The organism is Anaerotruncus sp. DFI.9.16 (genome assembly GCF_024461615.1).
Taxonomy (GTDB): domain Bacteria; phylum Bacillota; class Clostridia; order Oscillospirales; family Ruminococcaceae; genus Anaerotruncus; species Anaerotruncus massiliensis.
This window is the reverse complement of record NZ_JANFZX010000010.1, coordinates 1-15,117: the sequence shown is the minus strand read 5'-3', so window position 1 is coordinate 15,117 and position 15,117 is coordinate 1. Positions and strand designations below refer to the sequence as shown.

The window sequence follows — 15,117 nt, the reverse complement described above, 5'->3', positions numbered from 1 at the left end:
AGTTACTCCCTTTCGTTGGGGGATTCCCCCAGCCTGGTCCCCGCGGCGACGGGATGCCCCCGCAGGTAGTCGGCGGCGTTCATCCGGCGGCCGCCCTCGGCCTGGATTTCCACCAGTTCGACCGCCCCCTCGCCGCACGCCACGGTGAAGGACTTTCCGCCCAGCAGCTCGCCCGGCGCGCCCTTTCCCTGCGCGGCGCGGGTGCGGTAGACCTTGAGCAGCTTCCCGCCGAGCGTCGTGTGCGCGACCGGCCAGGAATTCATGCCGCGCACGAGGTTGTGCACCTCCCGCGCGGGCTTTGAAAAGTCGATCTCCGCCAGCTCCTTGGAGAGCATCGGCGCGTAGCAGGAGGCCGCGTCGTCCTGCGGTTCGCGCGGGGCACGCCCCTCGGCGATGAGCGTTACCGTCTCGGAGAGGGCCTGCGCGCCGAGGGCCGCCAGCCGCCCGTAGAGCTCGTCCGACGTCTCGTCGGGGCCGATGGGGGTCGCGCGGCGCAGGATCATATCCCCCGTGTCGAGCCCCTCGGCCATATACATCGTCGTGACGCCCCCTTCGGCGTCCCCGGCGATCACGCTCCACTGGATGGGCGCCGCGCCCCGCCAGCGGGGCAGCAGCGAGCCGTGCACGTTGACACAGCCGTACTTCGGCAGCTCCAGGATCTCCTTCGGCAGGATTTTGCCGTAGGCGACGACGACGACCAGCTCGGGAGAAAGCTCCCGCAGGATCGAGAGCGCCTCGTCGTCCCGCATTTTGGCGGGCTGGTAAACCGGCAGCCCGCGTTCGAGCGCCAGCTCCTTGACGGGCGGCGGCATCAGCTTGTAGCCGCGGCCCCTGGGCTTATCCGGCTGGGTGAACACCCCGGCCACCTCGTGCCCGTCGTCCAGCAGGCGCGCCAGGCAGGGCACCGCGAAATCGGGGGTCCCCATGAAAACGACTCTCATCGCGATCCCTCCGTCATTCGGTCTCCTCGAGCTCCTCGGGGTCGAGCATCCGGTCGGCCTTGTCGATGAAGAGGACGCCGTCGAGGTGGTCGGTCTCGTGGCAGACCGCCACCGCGAGGTACCCCTCGGCCTCCAGCTCGAACGGCTTGCCGTAGCGGTCCTGCGCCCGCACCCTGAGCTTCTGGGGGCGGTGGACCATGCCGTACTGGCCGGGCACCGAAAGGCAGCCCTCGCCGCCGTACTGGTCCCCCTCCTGCTCGACGATCTCGGGATTGACGAGTTCATGCCGGCCCTCGCCCACATCGATGACGACCGCGCGGCGCAGGATGCCCACCTGCGGGGCGGCGATGCCCACGCCGTCCCCCTTCATCGTCTCATACATATCGTCGAGCAGCGTCCACAGCCGCTCGTTGAACTCGGTGACCGGGCGGCTCTTTTTGCGCAGCCGCTCGTCCCCCTCCTTGATAATCGTCCGTAGCGCCATGATTCTATCCCCTTCGTAATCTGTGCAGAAATAATATTTCCTTATTGTTTATTCGATCGTGACATCCGGCTGGTTCCACGCGGTGAGCGTCGTTTCCGTTTCGGAGAAGAGCTGGTCGGTTTTCCCGTCCACCGTCACCCTCGCACGCGAGGTCACCCGCTGGCCGACGAGCAGCCCTTCGGGATTGACGAGGTAGGTCGCGCTGCTCTCAAGCACCTGCTGCCCCTCGGGGGCCTGCTTATTGAGATCGGCAAGGGCCTTTTCGTTCATCTCGAACGTGTATTCGGTGCCGGTGTCCCACTCGGTCGTGGTGACGACCGCGATCCCGTTTTTCAGGCGGCCGCCGAAGGGCGCGAAGCTGCCGCCCGCGTCCCCCTGCTCCTGCCACGCGCCCTCGACGAGGGAGTAGACCTTTCCGCCCTGCATCTTCATCTCGGTGACGACGGTCTCATCCCCCATCGCGGTCTCCGAGCGGTAGAGCGCGTCGGTTTGCCTGCCGTCGCGCACGAAGGTGAGCGTCTCCTTCGTCACGGCGTCGAATCCCTCGACGATCCCCTGCTCGCTCGAGAGGGTCACCGTCACCGTGAGCTCTCCGTTCTGTAGCGCGTCGAACCGCTTCATCGCGTCGTTGACGAGGTCGGCCTCGGTCTTCCGGCCGCAGGCGGCCAGGGATAGCGCCATCAGGATGGCGAGGATTCCCGCTAAAACCTTTTTCATCTTGTCCTCCAGTCGCATGTCAGATCGAGCTTTCATATTTCGGGTCGACGGTGAGCGTCACGCCGCGCAGGGCCGGCTGGGAGAAATACCAGTCCGCCGTGCCGCACAGCAGCGCGCGGGTGCGTTTGTCGTATCGGCATTTGACCGCCATGCGGAAGCGGTACTTGCCCGCGAGCTTGACGATCTGGCTTTCGCAGGGGCCGAGCACCCGCAGCGGGAGCCCGGCGTAGTCCGCCTTCGCCCGGCGGGCAAATTCCGCGAGGAACTGCCGGGCGGCCTCCTTCGTCCTCGCGTATTCGAGGCCGGAGAAGCCGATCCCCACCATGTCGCAGAAGGGCGGGTAGAGGTGGATGCGGCGGCTGTCGATCTCCTCCGCGTAGAACCCGTCGTAGTCCTGCGCGGCGGCCAGCGCGATCACCGGGTTTTCCGGCGTGAAGGTCTGGATATAGGCGCGGCCCGCCTTTTCGGCGCGTCCCGACCGCCCGACCACCTGCGTGAAGAGGGAAAACGCCCGTTCAAAGCTGCGGTAGTCCTGCGCGTAGAGGGCCGAATCGGCCGACAGCACCCCCACGAGGGTGACGTTCGGAAAATCGAGGCCCTTGGCGACCATCTGCGTCCCGATTATTATATCATATTTTCCGGCTAAAATATCGGAAAAATGCTTTTCATGGGAAAAACGCGCCATCGTCGTATCCATATCCATCCGCAGGACGCGCGCGTCGGGGAAAAGCTCGCAAAGCTCCTGCTCCACCTTCTGGGTCCCGGCGCCCGAAAACCGCCGGAACTTGTTGCCGCAGGTGGGGCAGCTCTCGTCCGGGCGGGCGGTGTAGCCGCAGTAGTGGCACATGAGGTGCCCGTTGGCGCTGTGGTAGGTGAGCGCCACCGAGCAGTTTGGACAGGTGGCGACGGTCGAGCAGACGGCGCATTTGACGAGGGTGTTGTAGCCGCGCCGGTTGAGCAGCAGGATGCTCTGCTCCCCCGCGTCAAGGTTCCTTTGCAGCTCGGCGATGAGCTGCTCCGAGAGGGACGCGCTCTGCGCGCCGAGCGGCTGCGCCGCCATGTCGAGGATCGCCACGTCGGGCAGCCTGGCCGCGCCGTAGCGGTTTTTCAGCGTGAGCAGCTCATAGCGCCCCTCCCGGGCGCGGTAAAAGCTCTCGACGCTCGGGGTAGCCGAGGCAAGCAGCAGCAGCGCCCCCTCCTGCGCCGCGCGGAAGCGCGCCACGTCCCGCGCGTGGTAGCGCGGGGACATCTCCGACTTATAGGTGCCCTCCTGCTCCTCGTCGATGACGATGAGCCCGATGTTCTCCATCGGCGCGAACACCGCGCTGCGGGTCCCCACGACGATCGAGGCGCCGCCGTTTTTAATCCGCTTCCACTCGTCGAGCCGTTCGGTCATCGAAAGCCCGCTGTGCAGAACCGCGACCCGCCCGCCGAAATACCGGCGGAACCGGTCGATCATCTGGGGGGTGAGGGAAATTTCCGGAACCATCATGATCACCCCGCGCCCGCCGTCGAGCACGTGGCGGATGGTGCGCAGGAAGACCTCCGTCTTGCCCGAGCCGGTCACGCCGTAGAGGAGCGCGGTGCGCGCCTCCCGGCTGTCCGCCAGCCCGCACAGCCGCTCAAAGGCGGCGTTCTGCTCCTCCGTCAGCACGATCGCCGCCGCGTCCTCCCGCGCCGGGCCCTCCGCGTAGGGGCTGCGGTAGATCTCCCGCGTGAAAAGCCGCGCCGCCCCCGCCGAAACCAGCCGGTCCACGACCGATTTCCCGACGGCGGCGAAATAGCAGACCTCCTTGAGGGACGCCTCGCCCACCTGCAGCAGCAGCTCGACGACCGCCTTCTGCTTGGGCGTGAGCTTTACCCGCACGTCGGAGAGCTCCCCGATCTCTCCGCCGAGCCGCACCATGACGAGCTTCCCGTCGAGCACCCGGCGGCGCACCTCCTGCGCCTTCTGAAGCATCCCCCGCGCGCAGAGCTCCCGCAGAACGGACGCGTCCCGCTCGAATCCGAGTGCGGCGAGGAGCGCCTCCTCCCGCACCGGCTTTCCGCGCCCCGCGAGGTAGTCGAACACCCGGCGTTCCTCCGGATCTTCGGGCGCGGGCGCGTCCTTGGAAAGCTCGTAGGTATATTCCAGCTCCACCCCGATGCCGGGGGGCAGCAGGGCTTTCACCGCGTCGAAATAGGTGCAGAAGGTGTTGTCCCGCAGCCAGAAGACGAGCGACAGCAGCTTGTCCGACAGGAGCGGTTCGGGGTCGACGAGGGTCGCCAGCGGCTTGAGCCCCGCCGCGTCCGGCTCCTCCTCCACCGCGACGGCCAGGCCGAACCGGGTGCGGTTGCCCGCGCCGAAAGGCGCGGTCACCCGGCAGCCGGGACGGACGGGCATCCCCTCCGGCACGCGGTAGCTGTAGATTTTATCAAAGCTCTGCGCCGCGTTCTCCACGACGACGCGCGCCACCAGCGGCATGGGGGTTCCTCCCTTCGCACGGATGGATGTCCGGATTTAGAGCGCGTCCAGCATCCGCTGGAGCGCGTCGAAAAACCGCCCCACATGGATGCCGTCGCAGAAGGCGTGGTGCGCCGTCACCGAAAGCGGCATCGTCACCCGCCCGCCCTCGCGGGCATATTTCCCCCAGGTGATGTGGGGGACCGCGTCATCGCGGTCGAAGCTGCCCGCCTGCGAAACCGACGTGAAGTCGACCCACGGCAGGCAGGAGAGGTAGAGGTAGTCGTCCCGCGCCTCCTCCGAGTCGAGCAGGAAGCGGTCCCCCTGCCGCGCCGACGCCTCGCCGCAGCGGCGCAGAAACTCGCCGAGGTCCTCGCACCACTCGACCCCGACGCACTTGAAGAGCTCGCCGTCCGCGCGCGGCTCGGTGAAGGAGGGGTTGACCCGCTCGTGCAGCAGCGGACGCCCCTCCCGGATGCGCATCCGGAAGGCGGGGACCCCGTTTGCGGCGCGGACGACGAAATATCCCATCGCGTGGTAGGAGGACCCGCCCCGCGCCTTCATGAACGCGCAAAAGCGGGTCACGTCGAGCCGCGCGCAGAGGTCGTACTGCGGGCGGTCGAGCGAACGGAAATACCGGTACTGCTCCCGCCGGGGCCATGTCTCCAGATCGATCCACTCCATGCCGTCACGCCTCCCCTCTCTCCTCCTGGGCGCGATAGAGGTCGCGCAGGCGGTCGAGAATCTTTTCCGCCACCGCGTCCTTGCCCATGAGCGGCAGACACTCGGCCCCCTCCCGCGTGAGGATGGTCACGAGGTTGGTGGCGGTGCCGAAGCCCGCGCCGTGGGTGCCCAGATCGTTGGCGACGATCATGTCCACATTCTTTTTGGAGAGCTTGGCGCGCGAATTTTCCATAAGGTCGCGCGTCTCCATCGAAAAGCCGCAGATCACCTGCCCCGGCGTCCGGTTGTGGCCGAGGTGGGAGAGGATGTCCTGCGTGCGCTCGAGCGCGAGCGTGAGGCCGCCCTCCGCCTTCTTGATCTTGTGGCTGGCGACTTCGGCCGGGCGGTAGTCGGCCACCGCGGCGCATTTGATGATGATGTCCTGTCCGGACGCGCGGGAGACGACCGCGTCGTACATCTCCGCCGCCGAGACAATGGGCACCACCGCCACCCCGAGCGGCGGCGCGAGCGAGACCGGGCCGGAGACGAGGGTGACGGCCGCGCCGCGCCTGCGCGCGGCGGCGGCGAGCTCGTACCCCATCCGCCCGGTCGAGTGGTTGGTGACGAACCGCACCGGGTCGATCGCCTCCCGGGTCGGGCCGGCGGTGACGAGCAGGCGCACCCCCTCCAGATCCCGCTCGGTAAGCGCCGAGCGCACCGCCTCAAAGAGCACGGCGGGGTCGGGCAGCCGCCCGCGGCCGGTGTCGCCGCAGGCGAGCAGGCCGCTGTCCGGCTCGAGCACCGTGAAGCCGAAGCCGCGCAGCGTCTCCAGGTTGCGCTGGGTGACGGGATTGTCGTACATGCCGGTGTTCATCGCCGGGGCGACGATCTTGGGGCAGCGCGCCGCCAGCACCGTCGTCGTGAGCATGTCGTCCGCGACGCCCGCCGCGAATTTGGCAATCACGTTGGCGGTCGCGGGCGCGATCAGCATAACGTCCGCCTTTTTTGCGAGCGCCACGTGCTCGACGTCGTATTCGTAATTGCGGTCGAAGGTGTCCGCCGCGACGCGGTTTTTGGAGAGCGTCTCAAAGGTGAGCGCCGACACGAACTCGGCCGCGTTTTTCGTCATCAGCACATGCACGTCGGCATCCGTCTTGGCAAGGTCGCTCACAAGCTGCGCGGCCTTGTAGGCCGCGATGCCGCCCGATACGCCGACGACGATCGTTTTTCCCTCAAACATTCCGATTCCTCCTCATTCCAGCGGGACCACCCGCCAGGGCGGTCCGCCGCCTTCGATCGCGTGGGTCCCCTGCGGGTTGATCCCCCAGATTGACGCGCCGTCCAGGCGGTCGAGCCTGCGCGGGGCGTCCTCCCGCGTGTCGTAGAGCCAGCATTCCCGCTTTTCCATCAGGTCCCCGTCCGCCGTCTCTGCAACGTCGGAGACGACGTAGACAAACTGCACGCCGCCATCGACCGCGCGGGTGCAGTAAAGCCCGAACCCGTAGCCGCCGTCATAGAGCTTGCGCCCGTCGTAGTCGCGCGGGGAAAAGGAGATCTCCTCCCCCGTCGAGAGGTCGTGGCGGCGGAAGCTCGGCCACGCCTCTCCGTCCCGCTTATCCATCCAGATGTAGTCGTAATGGGACGCGTCGAGGGGAAGCGCGTCCCCGGAGGCGGTGTTGTCCTTCGCGACGAGCCGCCATTCGCCCCCGTCGGGGAGGAACCACGCCTCGATCCCCCACTCGTAGCCCTCGTCGGTAAAGATCCCGTTGTTCCACTCCCGAAAGCCGTAGAGGCCCCCCTCCACCGGCTTGTAGCGGAAAAAGCCCGTGTCGTCGCAGAAAAGCTCCCGCTCCCCCGTCGTGTCGAGGCGGTAGAGCACCCGGCGGGGCTCGCCGGGCGGCGGGTCGACGCTCGCCATGTAGTAGAGGCTCTCCCCGAACGGCCAGCACTGGTAGATCCCGTAGGCGCCCGCGTCGTAGACGGTGAAGCCCTGCCAGCGCACGTCGCGGTAGTCGTCCACAAGGGAAAGGGCGTCGGCCGCGATGTCATAGAGCAGCAGCATTGCGCCCGTCTCGAGCGCGATGTGCCCGCTGCCGAGCGGGTAGGCGTTCACATAGGCGGATTGCTTTTCATAGTCGCCTGTGGCGGCCTCCACCTCCTCCGGTGAGGCGTCGGGGAAGGCGCGCAGCAGCGTTCCGTCCAGGTCGTAGAGCGCGGCGTTCAGAAGCGTCCACTTCCCCTCCCGCAGCGCCGCGCGGGTGCCGGGGACGGTGCGCAGCACCCAGCCCTCGCCGATCGTGAGGGTGATGTCCTCCGGCGAAAGGCCGGGGCCGGCCGCCGGGTCCCCGAAGGCGGCGGTGCGCAGGACTTCATTGTCGAGCCCCACCCAGGTGAGGGCCGCGCCGTTTTTGATCGCCGTCCCGGTGCCCGCCGCGTTCCACTCGGGACGGGCGTAGAAATCCGCGTCGTAGTAGACCGGCTCCGCCGGTTCTTCCGCGCCGGACCCGCTCAGGGCGGGCGGCTCTTCCGGAGAGGAAGGGGGCACGGGCGGCGTTTCCCCGCCGCGCGGCGCGCATCCGGGCAGCAGCAGCGCCAGCGCCGCCGCCAGCGCGAGCAGCCGTATCTTCATCTTTTTCACAGCATCGCCTCCCGGGCGTGAAAAACAAAACAGGCCCTGACAGAGCAGGGCCGCTTTGCCGTTATTCCTTCGGATGGTTCCCCATCTTATACTTCCCGGCGGCAAACTCCTCAACCGCCTTCTGCACCGGCTTTTCCTCGGTGATCGCGTGCTCCTCCTCCTGCTCCAGCGCGATGTCGCGGGCGCGTTTGGCAACCGCGACCACAAAGGCATAGTAGCTGTCGCCCGGCTTGATGATGGAGGTGATCGACGGCCTAAGCATACTCATGAAACTCACACACCTTATCGATAAATTTTTTCATATTGCGGGTGCGGCACTTGGCCGCCGTGATGATCGCGCCCAGCTGTTCGCGCGCCTTTTCCACATCGTCGTTGACAATCACATAGTCGTATTCCGCGGCGTGGGAGAGCTCAAACCGCGCCGTGCGCAGCCGGGCTTCCATCGCCTCCGGCGTCTCGGTGCCCCTTCCGGCGAGCCGCTCGTGGAGCGTCCCGTAGGAGGGAGGCAGGATGAAGACGAAGACCGCCTCGGGAAAGCTCTCCCGGATCTTCATCGCGCCCTGCACCTCGATTTCGAGCACCACGTCCCGCCCCTCGGCGATGTGGCGCTCCACCGCGGCGCGCGGCGTGCCGTAGCAGTTGCCGCTGTACTCCGCGTGCTCCAGCAGGCCGTCGCTTTTGGCCAGCCGGTCGAATTCCTCACGCGTGATGAAATGGTATTCCACCCCGTCCGTCTCTCCGGGCCGTGGGGCGCGCGTCGTCACCGACACCGAAAGCACCGCCTCCGGGTGGCTTTCAAGATAGGGCCGCAGGATCGTGCCCTTGCCGACGCCCGACGGCCCCGAATAGACGATCAGCGTACCCTCACTCATCGTCCTCGACCTCGTCGTCCTCATCCACCATGCGGTTGGCGACCGTCTCCGGCTGCACCGCCGAGAGGATCACATGGTCGGAGTCGGTGATGATGACCGCGCGGGTCCGGCGGCCGTAGGTCGCGTCGACCAGCGTGCCGCGGTCGCGCGCGTCCTGGATGATCCGCTTGATCGGGGCGCTTTCGGGGCTGACAATCGCCACCAGGCGGTTGGCACACACCATGTTGCCAAAACCGATGTTGATGAGCTTCATCTTGCGTTCTCCTTATTCGATATTCTGTATCTGTTCACGGATTTTTTCCACGTCGCTCTTGATGTCGACCACCACCTGCGCGACCGCCACGTCCTGTGCCTTGGAGCCGATCGTGTTGGCCTCGCGGTTGATCTCCTGCACCAAAAAGTCGAGCTTCCGCCCGATCGGATAATCGGACCCGAGGATCTCGCGGAACTGGACGAGGTGGCTTTCGAGCCGCACCGTCTCCTCGTCCACCGCGACCCGGTCGGCAAAGATCGCCGCCTCGGTCACGATGCGGGTCTCGTCGATCTGGCGGTCGGCGAGCACCTCGCGGATCTTCGCGGCCAGCCGCTCGCGGTAGGCCTCCACCGTGCGGGGGGACTGCTCTTTGACGAGCGCCACGCCCCGCCCGATGCTCTCGAGCCGGCCCAGCAGGTCGGCCCTCAAGCGTTCGCCCTCGGCGGCACGCATGGCGACAAAGCGGTTCACTGCCTCGTCCGCGACCGTCCTGACCGCCGCCCAGATCTCCTCCTCGTCCTCCGCCTCGCGGCGCACGGTGAAGATGTCGGAGAACCGCGTGAGGGTGGACAGGGTGAGGTCGTCCTTGAGCCCCGCCTCTTCGCCGATCTTACGCAGCGCGTCCACATAGGCGCCCGCCAGCTCCCGGTTGGCCTCGACAACCGCGTTCTGCCCCTCGACCGTCAGGATGGTGACGCCGACCTCCACCTTGCCGCGGGAGATCTGCCCCTGCACGTAGCTTTTGAGGCGCTCCTCCAAATATCCGTATGCCCGGGGCACCCGCGCCGAAAATTCAAAAAACCTGTGGTTGACCGACTTGATCTCCACCGTAATGTCCCGGCCGCCCAGCATCTGCTGCGCGCGTCCGTAGCCCGTCATGCTTTTGACCATCCGCGTCCCATCCTCCACGTCGTTTTGGCGTGCGCCGCCGCACATTTCTGTATCTTGATATTTTACCCCATATCGTCCCCTTTGTCAATTTCCGGCGGGCTTTGGGATAGCTTTTGGATTTGATCCGATCCGCTTTTGACAGCCTGCCCGGAATTCGATTTCACGCGAGCGGACGCCCTCGAAAAAAAGCGGAAAGAGCGTCTTTGGACGCTCTTTCCGCTGGTATTTCAAAATGCCGCTATTTCACATAGGAGGGCAGCAACGGTTTCGCGGACACCGGGTCCTCCTCAGCGGAGAGAGTCTCCTCGCCGGCAGGTTCTTCCGTCTCCACAGCCTCCGCAGGTTTCTGTGCAATGATGTAGGTGCCCAGCTCGCGTGTCTTCATTACAAAGACCCATTCGCCGTCTTCCGTCTCACAAATTTTTCCCGACGCGGTGATGTCAACCAGTTCGCCGTCTATGGTCCGGTAGATCACGATCTCCTCCGGGGCGACCGCCAGCTCACCGTCCTCATCCAAATAGGGGATGCGCAGCTTAAGCGCTGCACGGCTGGTCGAGGCAAGCTTGGGGTTATAAAGGAAGTCGTAAAGATATGCGTCCTGGTCTGCAAACTTTTCCGCGTACTCCTGGTCGTCCCATTTGGTACTCATCTTCGGATAAAAGACTTTTCCGTCATCATCACCCGAGAAGTCGAGCCACGCGAGGGTATGATTGTTGTTCTCCCAAGTAATTGAATTATCCTCATTCTTAGCGGGTTTCAGCACCTCGCCGCGATGACCCGCCGCGAAATCTGCGTCCGCGTTTACGCTGCGGTTGGTGACCCAGAAGGGTTCGGTATAGATGGTACACTTGGTCCCCGCTGGGATATATTTATTCCACTCAGGATAGTCAGAATCGTAAAGGAACATCCTGATAGGAATATCTTTTTTAGCTGTCGCTGTCAATTTAAAAGAAACTTTGTATTCATCGTCAGTTGAAAACTCTTTTAGTTTTGCTTCCACTCTCCAATAATGATAGTTCGGATCCCCCCCTGTCCAGCATTATCTGTCAAGAAAACTTCTCCATCTAACTTTTTTTCAACAATCTTAACAGACGTAACATACTTCGCTCCCTCATTTTTTGATACCTTAATTTTCCAATACTCATTTTCTCCCCAGTCAAGTGGAAAGTCCTCTTGGAGCATGTCCATAAAGAAATATATAGTGGAGCCGGATAACACTGAATCATTTGGAGTGCCACTCACATTACCCTCCCAATCAGTCGTCTCTCCGGGTTGTAACTTGTCGGCAGAATTCAAGATAGCAATACTATTCCATAATTTTTCGCCATCTTTTGTATAAAACAGCCGATCCCCTAACTCATCAGCGGGATTGTCAATCGGTTCCAGGTCTTCCGCGAATGCAGTCACTCCCACTGACAATATCATTGCCAATGCCAAAAAGGCCCCCAACAGTTTTTTCATTCGTTCTCCTCCTCAAACGCCTTTATATTATACATTTTGTAAAATATACAATATATTTACATTTTATTGTTATATTTTACAAAATTAATATACACTTAATCCAAATAGCATGTCAAGGTGATCCATTTAAGATTATGATATTAGCACATATTTTTCACACAATTCTTAGGTATAAAATTCCAATAAAAAAGAAGGCCGCCGAAGAACTCGGCAGCCTTCTTTTCGTTTACAATCAGACGGGATGAACCTTGCTGGCCTTGTCGGCGTGCTTGCCGTCAACTCCGTACTTCTTGTTCTTGCGGGACTCGAAGAATTTGGGCGCGACCTGTGGGAACATCGCCATCGTGAGGATATCCTCCTCCTGCTCGAGGTACTCGGCAGGGAACTCGGCGCGCATCTTCTCCATCTCCGGCTCGAGCAGGTCGGCCGGACGGCAGTCGATCGGCTTTTCGTCGCCGATGATCTTCTTGCGGAAGGCGGGGTCGATCTCGACCGGGGTCTTGCCGTACTCGCCCTTCACGAGGCCCTTGAACTCCTTGGTGACCATCTTGTACCGCTCGCCCATGATGACGTTGAACACCGCCTGGGTGCCGACGATCTGGGAGGTCGGGGTGACCAGCGGCGGGTAGCCCGCGTCCTTGCGGACGTTCGGGACCTCGCGGAGCACATCCTCGAACTGGTCCTCCTTCCCGGCCTGCTTGAGCTGGGAAACGAGGTTAGAGAGCATGCCGCCCGGCACCTGGTAGATCAGCGTGTTCGCGTCGACGCCCATGACCTTCGGGTTGAGCAGGCCCGCGTCGAGGTATTTCTGGCGCAGCTTGGCGAAGTGGGCGCGCACGACGTCCAGCTTCTTGAGGTCGAGGCCTGTGTCGTACGGGGTGCCCTGCAGCGCGGCGACCATCGACTCGGTGGCGGCGTGGGAGGTGCCCATCGCCAGCGGGGACATCGCCGTGTCGATGATGTCCACACCCGCCTCGATGCTCTTGAGCAGTGCCATCGAAGCGAGGCCGGAGGTGTAGTGGGTGTGCAGGTTGATCGGGATACTGACAGCCTTTTTGAGGGCGGAGGTCAGTTCAAAGGCCGCGGACGGCGTGATGAGCGCCGCCATGTCCTTGATGCAGATGGAATCCGCGCCCGCGCTCTCAAGCTGCTTGGCGTAGTCCACGAAATAGTCGATGTTGTGCACCGGGCTGAGGGTATAGGACATCGCCGCCTGGAGGTGGCAGCCCGACTTCTTGGCCGCGCGGATCGACGCTTCGAGGTTGCGGATGTCGTTGAGCGCGTCGAACACGCGGATGATGTCGATGCCGTTGTCGACCGACTTCTGGACGAAATACTCGACCATGTCGTCGGCGTAATGGCGGTAGCCCAGCATGTTCTGGCCGCGATAGAGCATCTGCAGCTTGGTGTTGGGCATTTCGCGGCGGATCGTCCGCAGACGCTCCCACGGGTCCTCGTCGAGGAACCGGATGCACGCATCGAAGGTTGCGCCGCCCCAGCACTCGCAGGAGTAGAAGCCGACCTCGTCCATCGCGGGCAGGATGGGGAGCATCTCATCCAGGCGCATGCGCGTCGCGATCAGCGACTGGTGCGCATCGCGCAGGATGGTCTCGCAAATTTTAACCTTTTGAGCCATGGATCATTCCCCCTTAACCGATGGAGATGAGCAGATCGTCCGAGTTGACCGAATCGCCCTTCTTGACATGGACGCCCACAACCGTACCGGCAACAGGGGTGAAAATCTCGTTTTCCATCTTCATCGCCTCGAGCATGAGCACGAGCTGGTTGGCCTCGACATGGTCGCCGACGTTGACCTTCACATCGAGGATGTTGCCGGGCATCGGCGCGTTGATCTTGGTCGAGCCGGCGGCGGGAGCGGCGGCAGGCGCGGGAGCCGGGGCGGCCGCGGGAGCCGGAGCGGGCGCCGGAGCCGGGGCGGGCGCCGGAGCCGGAGCGGCGACCGGCGCAGCCACGGGAGACGGAATCGGGGAGGGCACGGCGTAAGGCATCGCGGCCGGAGCCGGGGCGGCGTAGACGGGAGCCGGAGCCGGAGCCGGAGCGGCGGGGGCCGCGCCCGGAGCCAGCTCATCCACCTGTACGTCGTAAGCCCTGCCGTTGACAACTATGTTAAATCTTTTCATGACTGTATCCTCCTGTAAAATATGATTTGTTTTTGATTCATATGGTCTGCCGAGCCGCACTGGTTCCGGGCGGCCGGCCTGCATCGGTAGGTATCCGCCGCATCCCTGCGGCAATGGCGGGCCGGCGCCGGGTTACATCGAGATGTTGCCGTGCTTCTTGGGAAGGGTGCTCACACGCTTGCCGGCGAGCATGTCGAGCGCGGAGATGACCGCGGCGCGGGTATCGGCGGGGTCGACCACGTCGTCGATGTGGCCCCTGGCGGCGGCCGCGAGGGCGCTCGCCTCGTTGGCGAGATACTCCGCCTCAACCTCGGCGCGGGACTTCTCAAGGGTGATCTTGTCGCCCTCAAGGAAGGCCACGGCGGTCTCGGGGGCCAGCGCGGAGATGACCGCGTTCGGCCAGGCGATCGCGTAATCGGCATTGGCGCCGCGTCCCGCGAGGGCGACGCAGGCCGAGCCGTACGCCTTGCCGACGATGACCGCGACCTTCGGGGTGGTCGCCTCGGCGTAGACGTGGGCGAGCTTGGCGGCCTCACGCACGCCGCCCTGGAAGACATGGCCGTCGGCGGCCGCGAACTTTTCGCAGTTGACGAGGGTCACGACGGGAATCTGGAAGGAGTCGCAGATCGCGACGAAGCGGGCGATCTTGCTGCATCCGCCCGAGCAGACGGCGCCGCTGTCCGACGCGGCGACGAAGCCGACGGTCGTGCCGGCGACGGTGCCCAGCGCGACCTTCGCGCCGGTGCCGGAAAACGCCTTCTGGAGCTCGATCAGGCTGTCCGCGTCCGCGATCTGCTCCGCGATGCCGAGGATGTCGGCCTGGTCCGCGACGCTCGCCGCAAGCGCGTCGAGCGCGGCGCCCGCGCCGGGAGCCTCGGTGAAGTCGCAGTAGGGGGCTGCGGAGAGGTTGTTGGAGGGGAGCAGGGAAACCAGCCTGCGCGCCGCGGCCACCGCAGCGTCGGCGTCCTTCTCCACGATATGTGCAACGCCCGACTTGGCCGCGTTGGCCGCGTCGGTCGCGGAATCCGCGTCGGCGGGGGTCAGAAAGAGCTCGGCGCCCTCGCTCATGACGACGAAGTCGGCGGAGGCGGCGATCAGCGCCGCGCTGCCCGCGCAGGCGCCCGCCACGACGGAGATCTGCGGCACGACGCCCGAGAGGTTGTTGGTCCAGAGGAGCATCTCCCCATAAGCGGCGAGCGCGTCGAGGCCCTCGTCCACGGCGGCGCCGTTGGAATCGTAGATGCCGACGACCGGCGCGCCGGTCTTGACCGCGAGGTCGTAGATCTTCTTGATCTTGGAGCCGTGGGCCGCTCCGACCGCCCCGTTGCGCACGGTGGAGTCCTGGGAAAACGCATACACGGGGCTGCCTTCCACCAGGCCGTAGCCGGTGATCACCCCGGTGCCGTCACAGCCGTTCTTCACGAGCGCGCCGACCTCGACAAAACTGTCGGGGTCAAAGAGCGCCGTCAGCCTTTCGCGGGCCGCCGTCGCCTTTTGGGCCTCGTTACGTGCATCGGCCAGTGACATCGCCTTGTCACTCATGTTTTTTTCCTCCTATCTTAAACTGACGCCCGTCGTCCCGACGGGCGGGGGGGGGGGGGGGGGGGGGGGGG

16 protein-coding genes are annotated in these 15,117 nt (G+C 64.4%); all 16 read right to left on the bottom strand.

The window, feature by feature from the left end; genetic code table 11:
• Positions 1–2: 2 nt before the first annotated feature.
• The 16 genes from fmt to NE609_RS06230 all read right to left on the bottom strand — a co-directional run bounded on the left by fmt (position 3) and on the right by NE609_RS06230 (position 15,046).
• The gene (gene fmt / locus NE609_RS06305; RefSeq protein WP_256152030.1) at positions 3–941 is read right to left on the bottom strand and encodes a methionyl-tRNA formyltransferase; all 939 of its coding nucleotides are present in this window, start codon (positions 939–941) and stop codon (positions 3–5) included.
• A gap of 13 nt (positions 942–954) precedes the next feature.
• Positions 955–1,425, bottom strand: coding sequence for a peptide deformylase (gene def, locus NE609_RS06300; protein WP_101548930.1), 471 nt, complete (start codon positions 1,423–1,425; stop codon positions 955–957).
• 48 nt (positions 1,426–1,473) lie between these two features.
• The gene (locus tag NE609_RS06295) at positions 1,474–2,142 is read right to left on the bottom strand and encodes a hypothetical protein (RefSeq protein ID WP_256152029.1); all 669 of its coding nucleotides are present in this window, start codon (positions 2,140–2,142) and stop codon (positions 1,474–1,476) included.
• 19 nt (positions 2,143–2,161) lie between these two features.
• A complete protein-coding gene (gene priA / locus NE609_RS06290) occupies positions 2,162–4,606 on the bottom strand; it encodes a primosomal protein N' (protein WP_256152028.1) in 2,445 nt (814 codons plus the stop codon).
• A gap of 36 nt (positions 4,607–4,642) precedes the next feature.
• Complete coding sequence (locus tag NE609_RS06285) at positions 4,643–5,269, bottom strand: chloramphenicol acetyltransferase (RefSeq protein ID WP_101548924.1); 627 nt, start codon at positions 5,267–5,269, stop codon at positions 4,643–4,645.
• A 4-nt stretch (positions 5,270–5,273) separates the two neighbouring features.
• Positions 5,274–6,488: a bifunctional phosphopantothenoylcysteine decarboxylase/phosphopantothenate--cysteine ligase CoaBC gene (gene coaBC, locus NE609_RS06280; protein ID WP_256152027.1), complete on the bottom strand. Its 1,215-nt coding sequence runs from the start codon at positions 6,486–6,488 to the stop codon at positions 5,274–5,276.
• Between the two features lie 12 nt (positions 6,489–6,500).
• Complete coding sequence (locus NE609_RS06275) at positions 6,501–7,886, bottom strand: hypothetical protein (RefSeq protein ID WP_256152026.1); 1,386 nt, start codon at positions 7,884–7,886, stop codon at positions 6,501–6,503.
• Between the two features lie 61 nt (positions 7,887–7,947).
• Positions 7,948–8,154 carry a DNA-directed RNA polymerase subunit omega gene (rpoZ, locus tag NE609_RS06270; protein ID WP_370867146.1) on the bottom strand — a complete coding sequence of 69 codons (207 nt, stop codon included), beginning with the start codon at positions 8,152–8,154 and terminating at the stop codon, positions 7,948–7,950.
• Positions 8,141–8,758, bottom strand: coding sequence for a guanylate kinase (gene gmk, locus NE609_RS06265; RefSeq protein ID WP_121586915.1), 618 nt, complete (start codon positions 8,756–8,758; stop codon positions 8,141–8,143). The genes rpoZ and gmk overlap by 14 nt, the downstream gene beginning before the upstream one ends.
• The gene (remA, locus tag NE609_RS06260) at positions 8,751–9,011 is read right to left on the bottom strand and encodes an extracellular matrix/biofilm regulator RemA (protein WP_101548914.1); all 261 of its coding nucleotides are present in this window, start codon (positions 9,009–9,011) and stop codon (positions 8,751–8,753) included. The genes gmk and remA overlap by 8 nt, the downstream gene beginning before the upstream one ends.
• 12 nt (positions 9,012–9,023) lie before the next feature.
• On the bottom strand, positions 9,024–9,902 hold the full coding sequence (locus NE609_RS06255) for a YicC/YloC family endoribonuclease (RefSeq protein ID WP_121586916.1): 879 nt from the start codon (positions 9,900–9,902) through the stop codon (positions 9,024–9,026).
• 238 nt (positions 9,903–10,140) lie between these two features.
• Positions 10,141–10,902 carry a hypothetical protein gene (locus NE609_RS06250; protein ID WP_256152025.1) on the bottom strand — a complete coding sequence of 254 codons (762 nt, stop codon included), beginning with the start codon at positions 10,900–10,902 and terminating at the stop codon, positions 10,141–10,143.
• On the bottom strand, positions 10,887–11,363 hold the full coding sequence (locus NE609_RS06245) for a hypothetical protein (protein ID WP_256152024.1): 477 nt from the start codon (positions 11,361–11,363) through the stop codon (positions 10,887–10,889). The genes NE609_RS06250 and NE609_RS06245 overlap by 16 nt, the downstream gene beginning before the upstream one ends.
• A gap of 232 nt (positions 11,364–11,595) precedes the next feature.
• Positions 11,596–12,999 carry an oxaloacetate decarboxylase subunit alpha gene (locus NE609_RS06240; RefSeq protein WP_256152023.1) on the bottom strand — a complete coding sequence of 468 codons (1,404 nt, stop codon included), beginning with the start codon at positions 12,997–12,999 and terminating at the stop codon, positions 11,596–11,598.
• 13 nt (positions 13,000–13,012) lie between these two features.
• Positions 13,013–13,504 carry a biotin/lipoyl-containing protein gene (locus NE609_RS06235; RefSeq protein ID WP_256152022.1) on the bottom strand — a complete coding sequence of 164 codons (492 nt, stop codon included), beginning with the start codon at positions 13,502–13,504 and terminating at the stop codon, positions 13,013–13,015.
• Positions 13,505–13,636: 132 nt separating this feature from the next.
• Complete coding sequence (locus tag NE609_RS06230) at positions 13,637–15,046, bottom strand: carboxyl transferase domain-containing protein (protein WP_256152021.1); 1,410 nt, start codon at positions 15,044–15,046, stop codon at positions 13,637–13,639.
• Positions 15,047–15,117 lie beyond the last annotated feature (71 nt).

Excerpts from the sequence above, each read along its gene's own strand:
- NE609_RS06240 (WP_256152023.1), bottom strand. The coding sequence starts at position 12,999 with ATGGCTCAAAAGGTTAAAATTTGCGAGACCATCCTGCGCGATGCGCAC.
- def (WP_101548930.1), bottom strand. The coding sequence starts at position 1,425 with ATGGCGCTACGGACGATTATCAAGGAGGGGGACGAGCGGCTGCGCAAA.
- NE609_RS06285 (WP_101548924.1), bottom strand. The coding sequence starts at position 5,269 with ATGGAGTGGATCGATCTGGAGACATGGCCCCGGCGGGAGCAGTACCGG.
- rpoZ (WP_370867146.1), bottom strand. The coding sequence starts at position 8,154 with ATGAGTATGCTTAGGCCGTCGATCACCTCCATCATCAAGCCGGGCGAC.
- fmt (WP_256152030.1), bottom strand. The coding sequence starts at position 941 with ATGAGAGTCGTTTTCATGGGGACCCCCGATTTCGCGGTGCCCTGCCTG.
- gmk (WP_121586915.1), bottom strand. The coding sequence starts at position 8,758 with ATGAGTGAGGGTACGCTGATCGTCTATTCGGGGCCGTCGGGCGTCGGC.
- NE609_RS06235 (WP_256152022.1), bottom strand. The coding sequence starts at position 13,504 with ATGAAAAGATTTAACATAGTTGTCAACGGCAGGGCTTACGACGTACAG.
- coaBC (WP_256152027.1), bottom strand. The coding sequence starts at position 6,488 with ATGTTTGAGGGAAAAACGATCGTCGTCGGCGTATCGGGCGGCATCGCG.
- remA (WP_101548914.1), bottom strand. The coding sequence starts at position 9,011 with ATGAAGCTCATCAACATCGGTTTTGGCAACATGGTGTGTGCCAACCGC.
- NE609_RS06295 (WP_256152029.1), bottom strand. The coding sequence starts at position 2,142 with ATGAAAAAGGTTTTAGCGGGAATCCTCGCCATCCTGATGGCGCTATCC.
- priA (WP_256152028.1), bottom strand. The coding sequence starts at position 4,606 with ATGCCGCTGGTGGCGCGCGTCGTCGTGGAGAACGCGGCGCAGAGCTTT.
- NE609_RS06255 (WP_121586916.1), bottom strand. The coding sequence starts at position 9,902 with ATGGTCAAAAGCATGACGGGCTACGGACGCGCGCAGCAGATGCTGGGC.
- NE609_RS06230 (WP_256152021.1), bottom strand. The coding sequence starts at position 15,046 with ATGAGTGACAAGGCGATGTCACTGGCCGATGCACGTAACGAGGCCCAA.
- NE609_RS06245 (WP_256152024.1), bottom strand. The coding sequence starts at position 11,363 with ATGAAAAAACTGTTGGGGGCCTTTTTGGCATTGGCAATGATATTGTCA.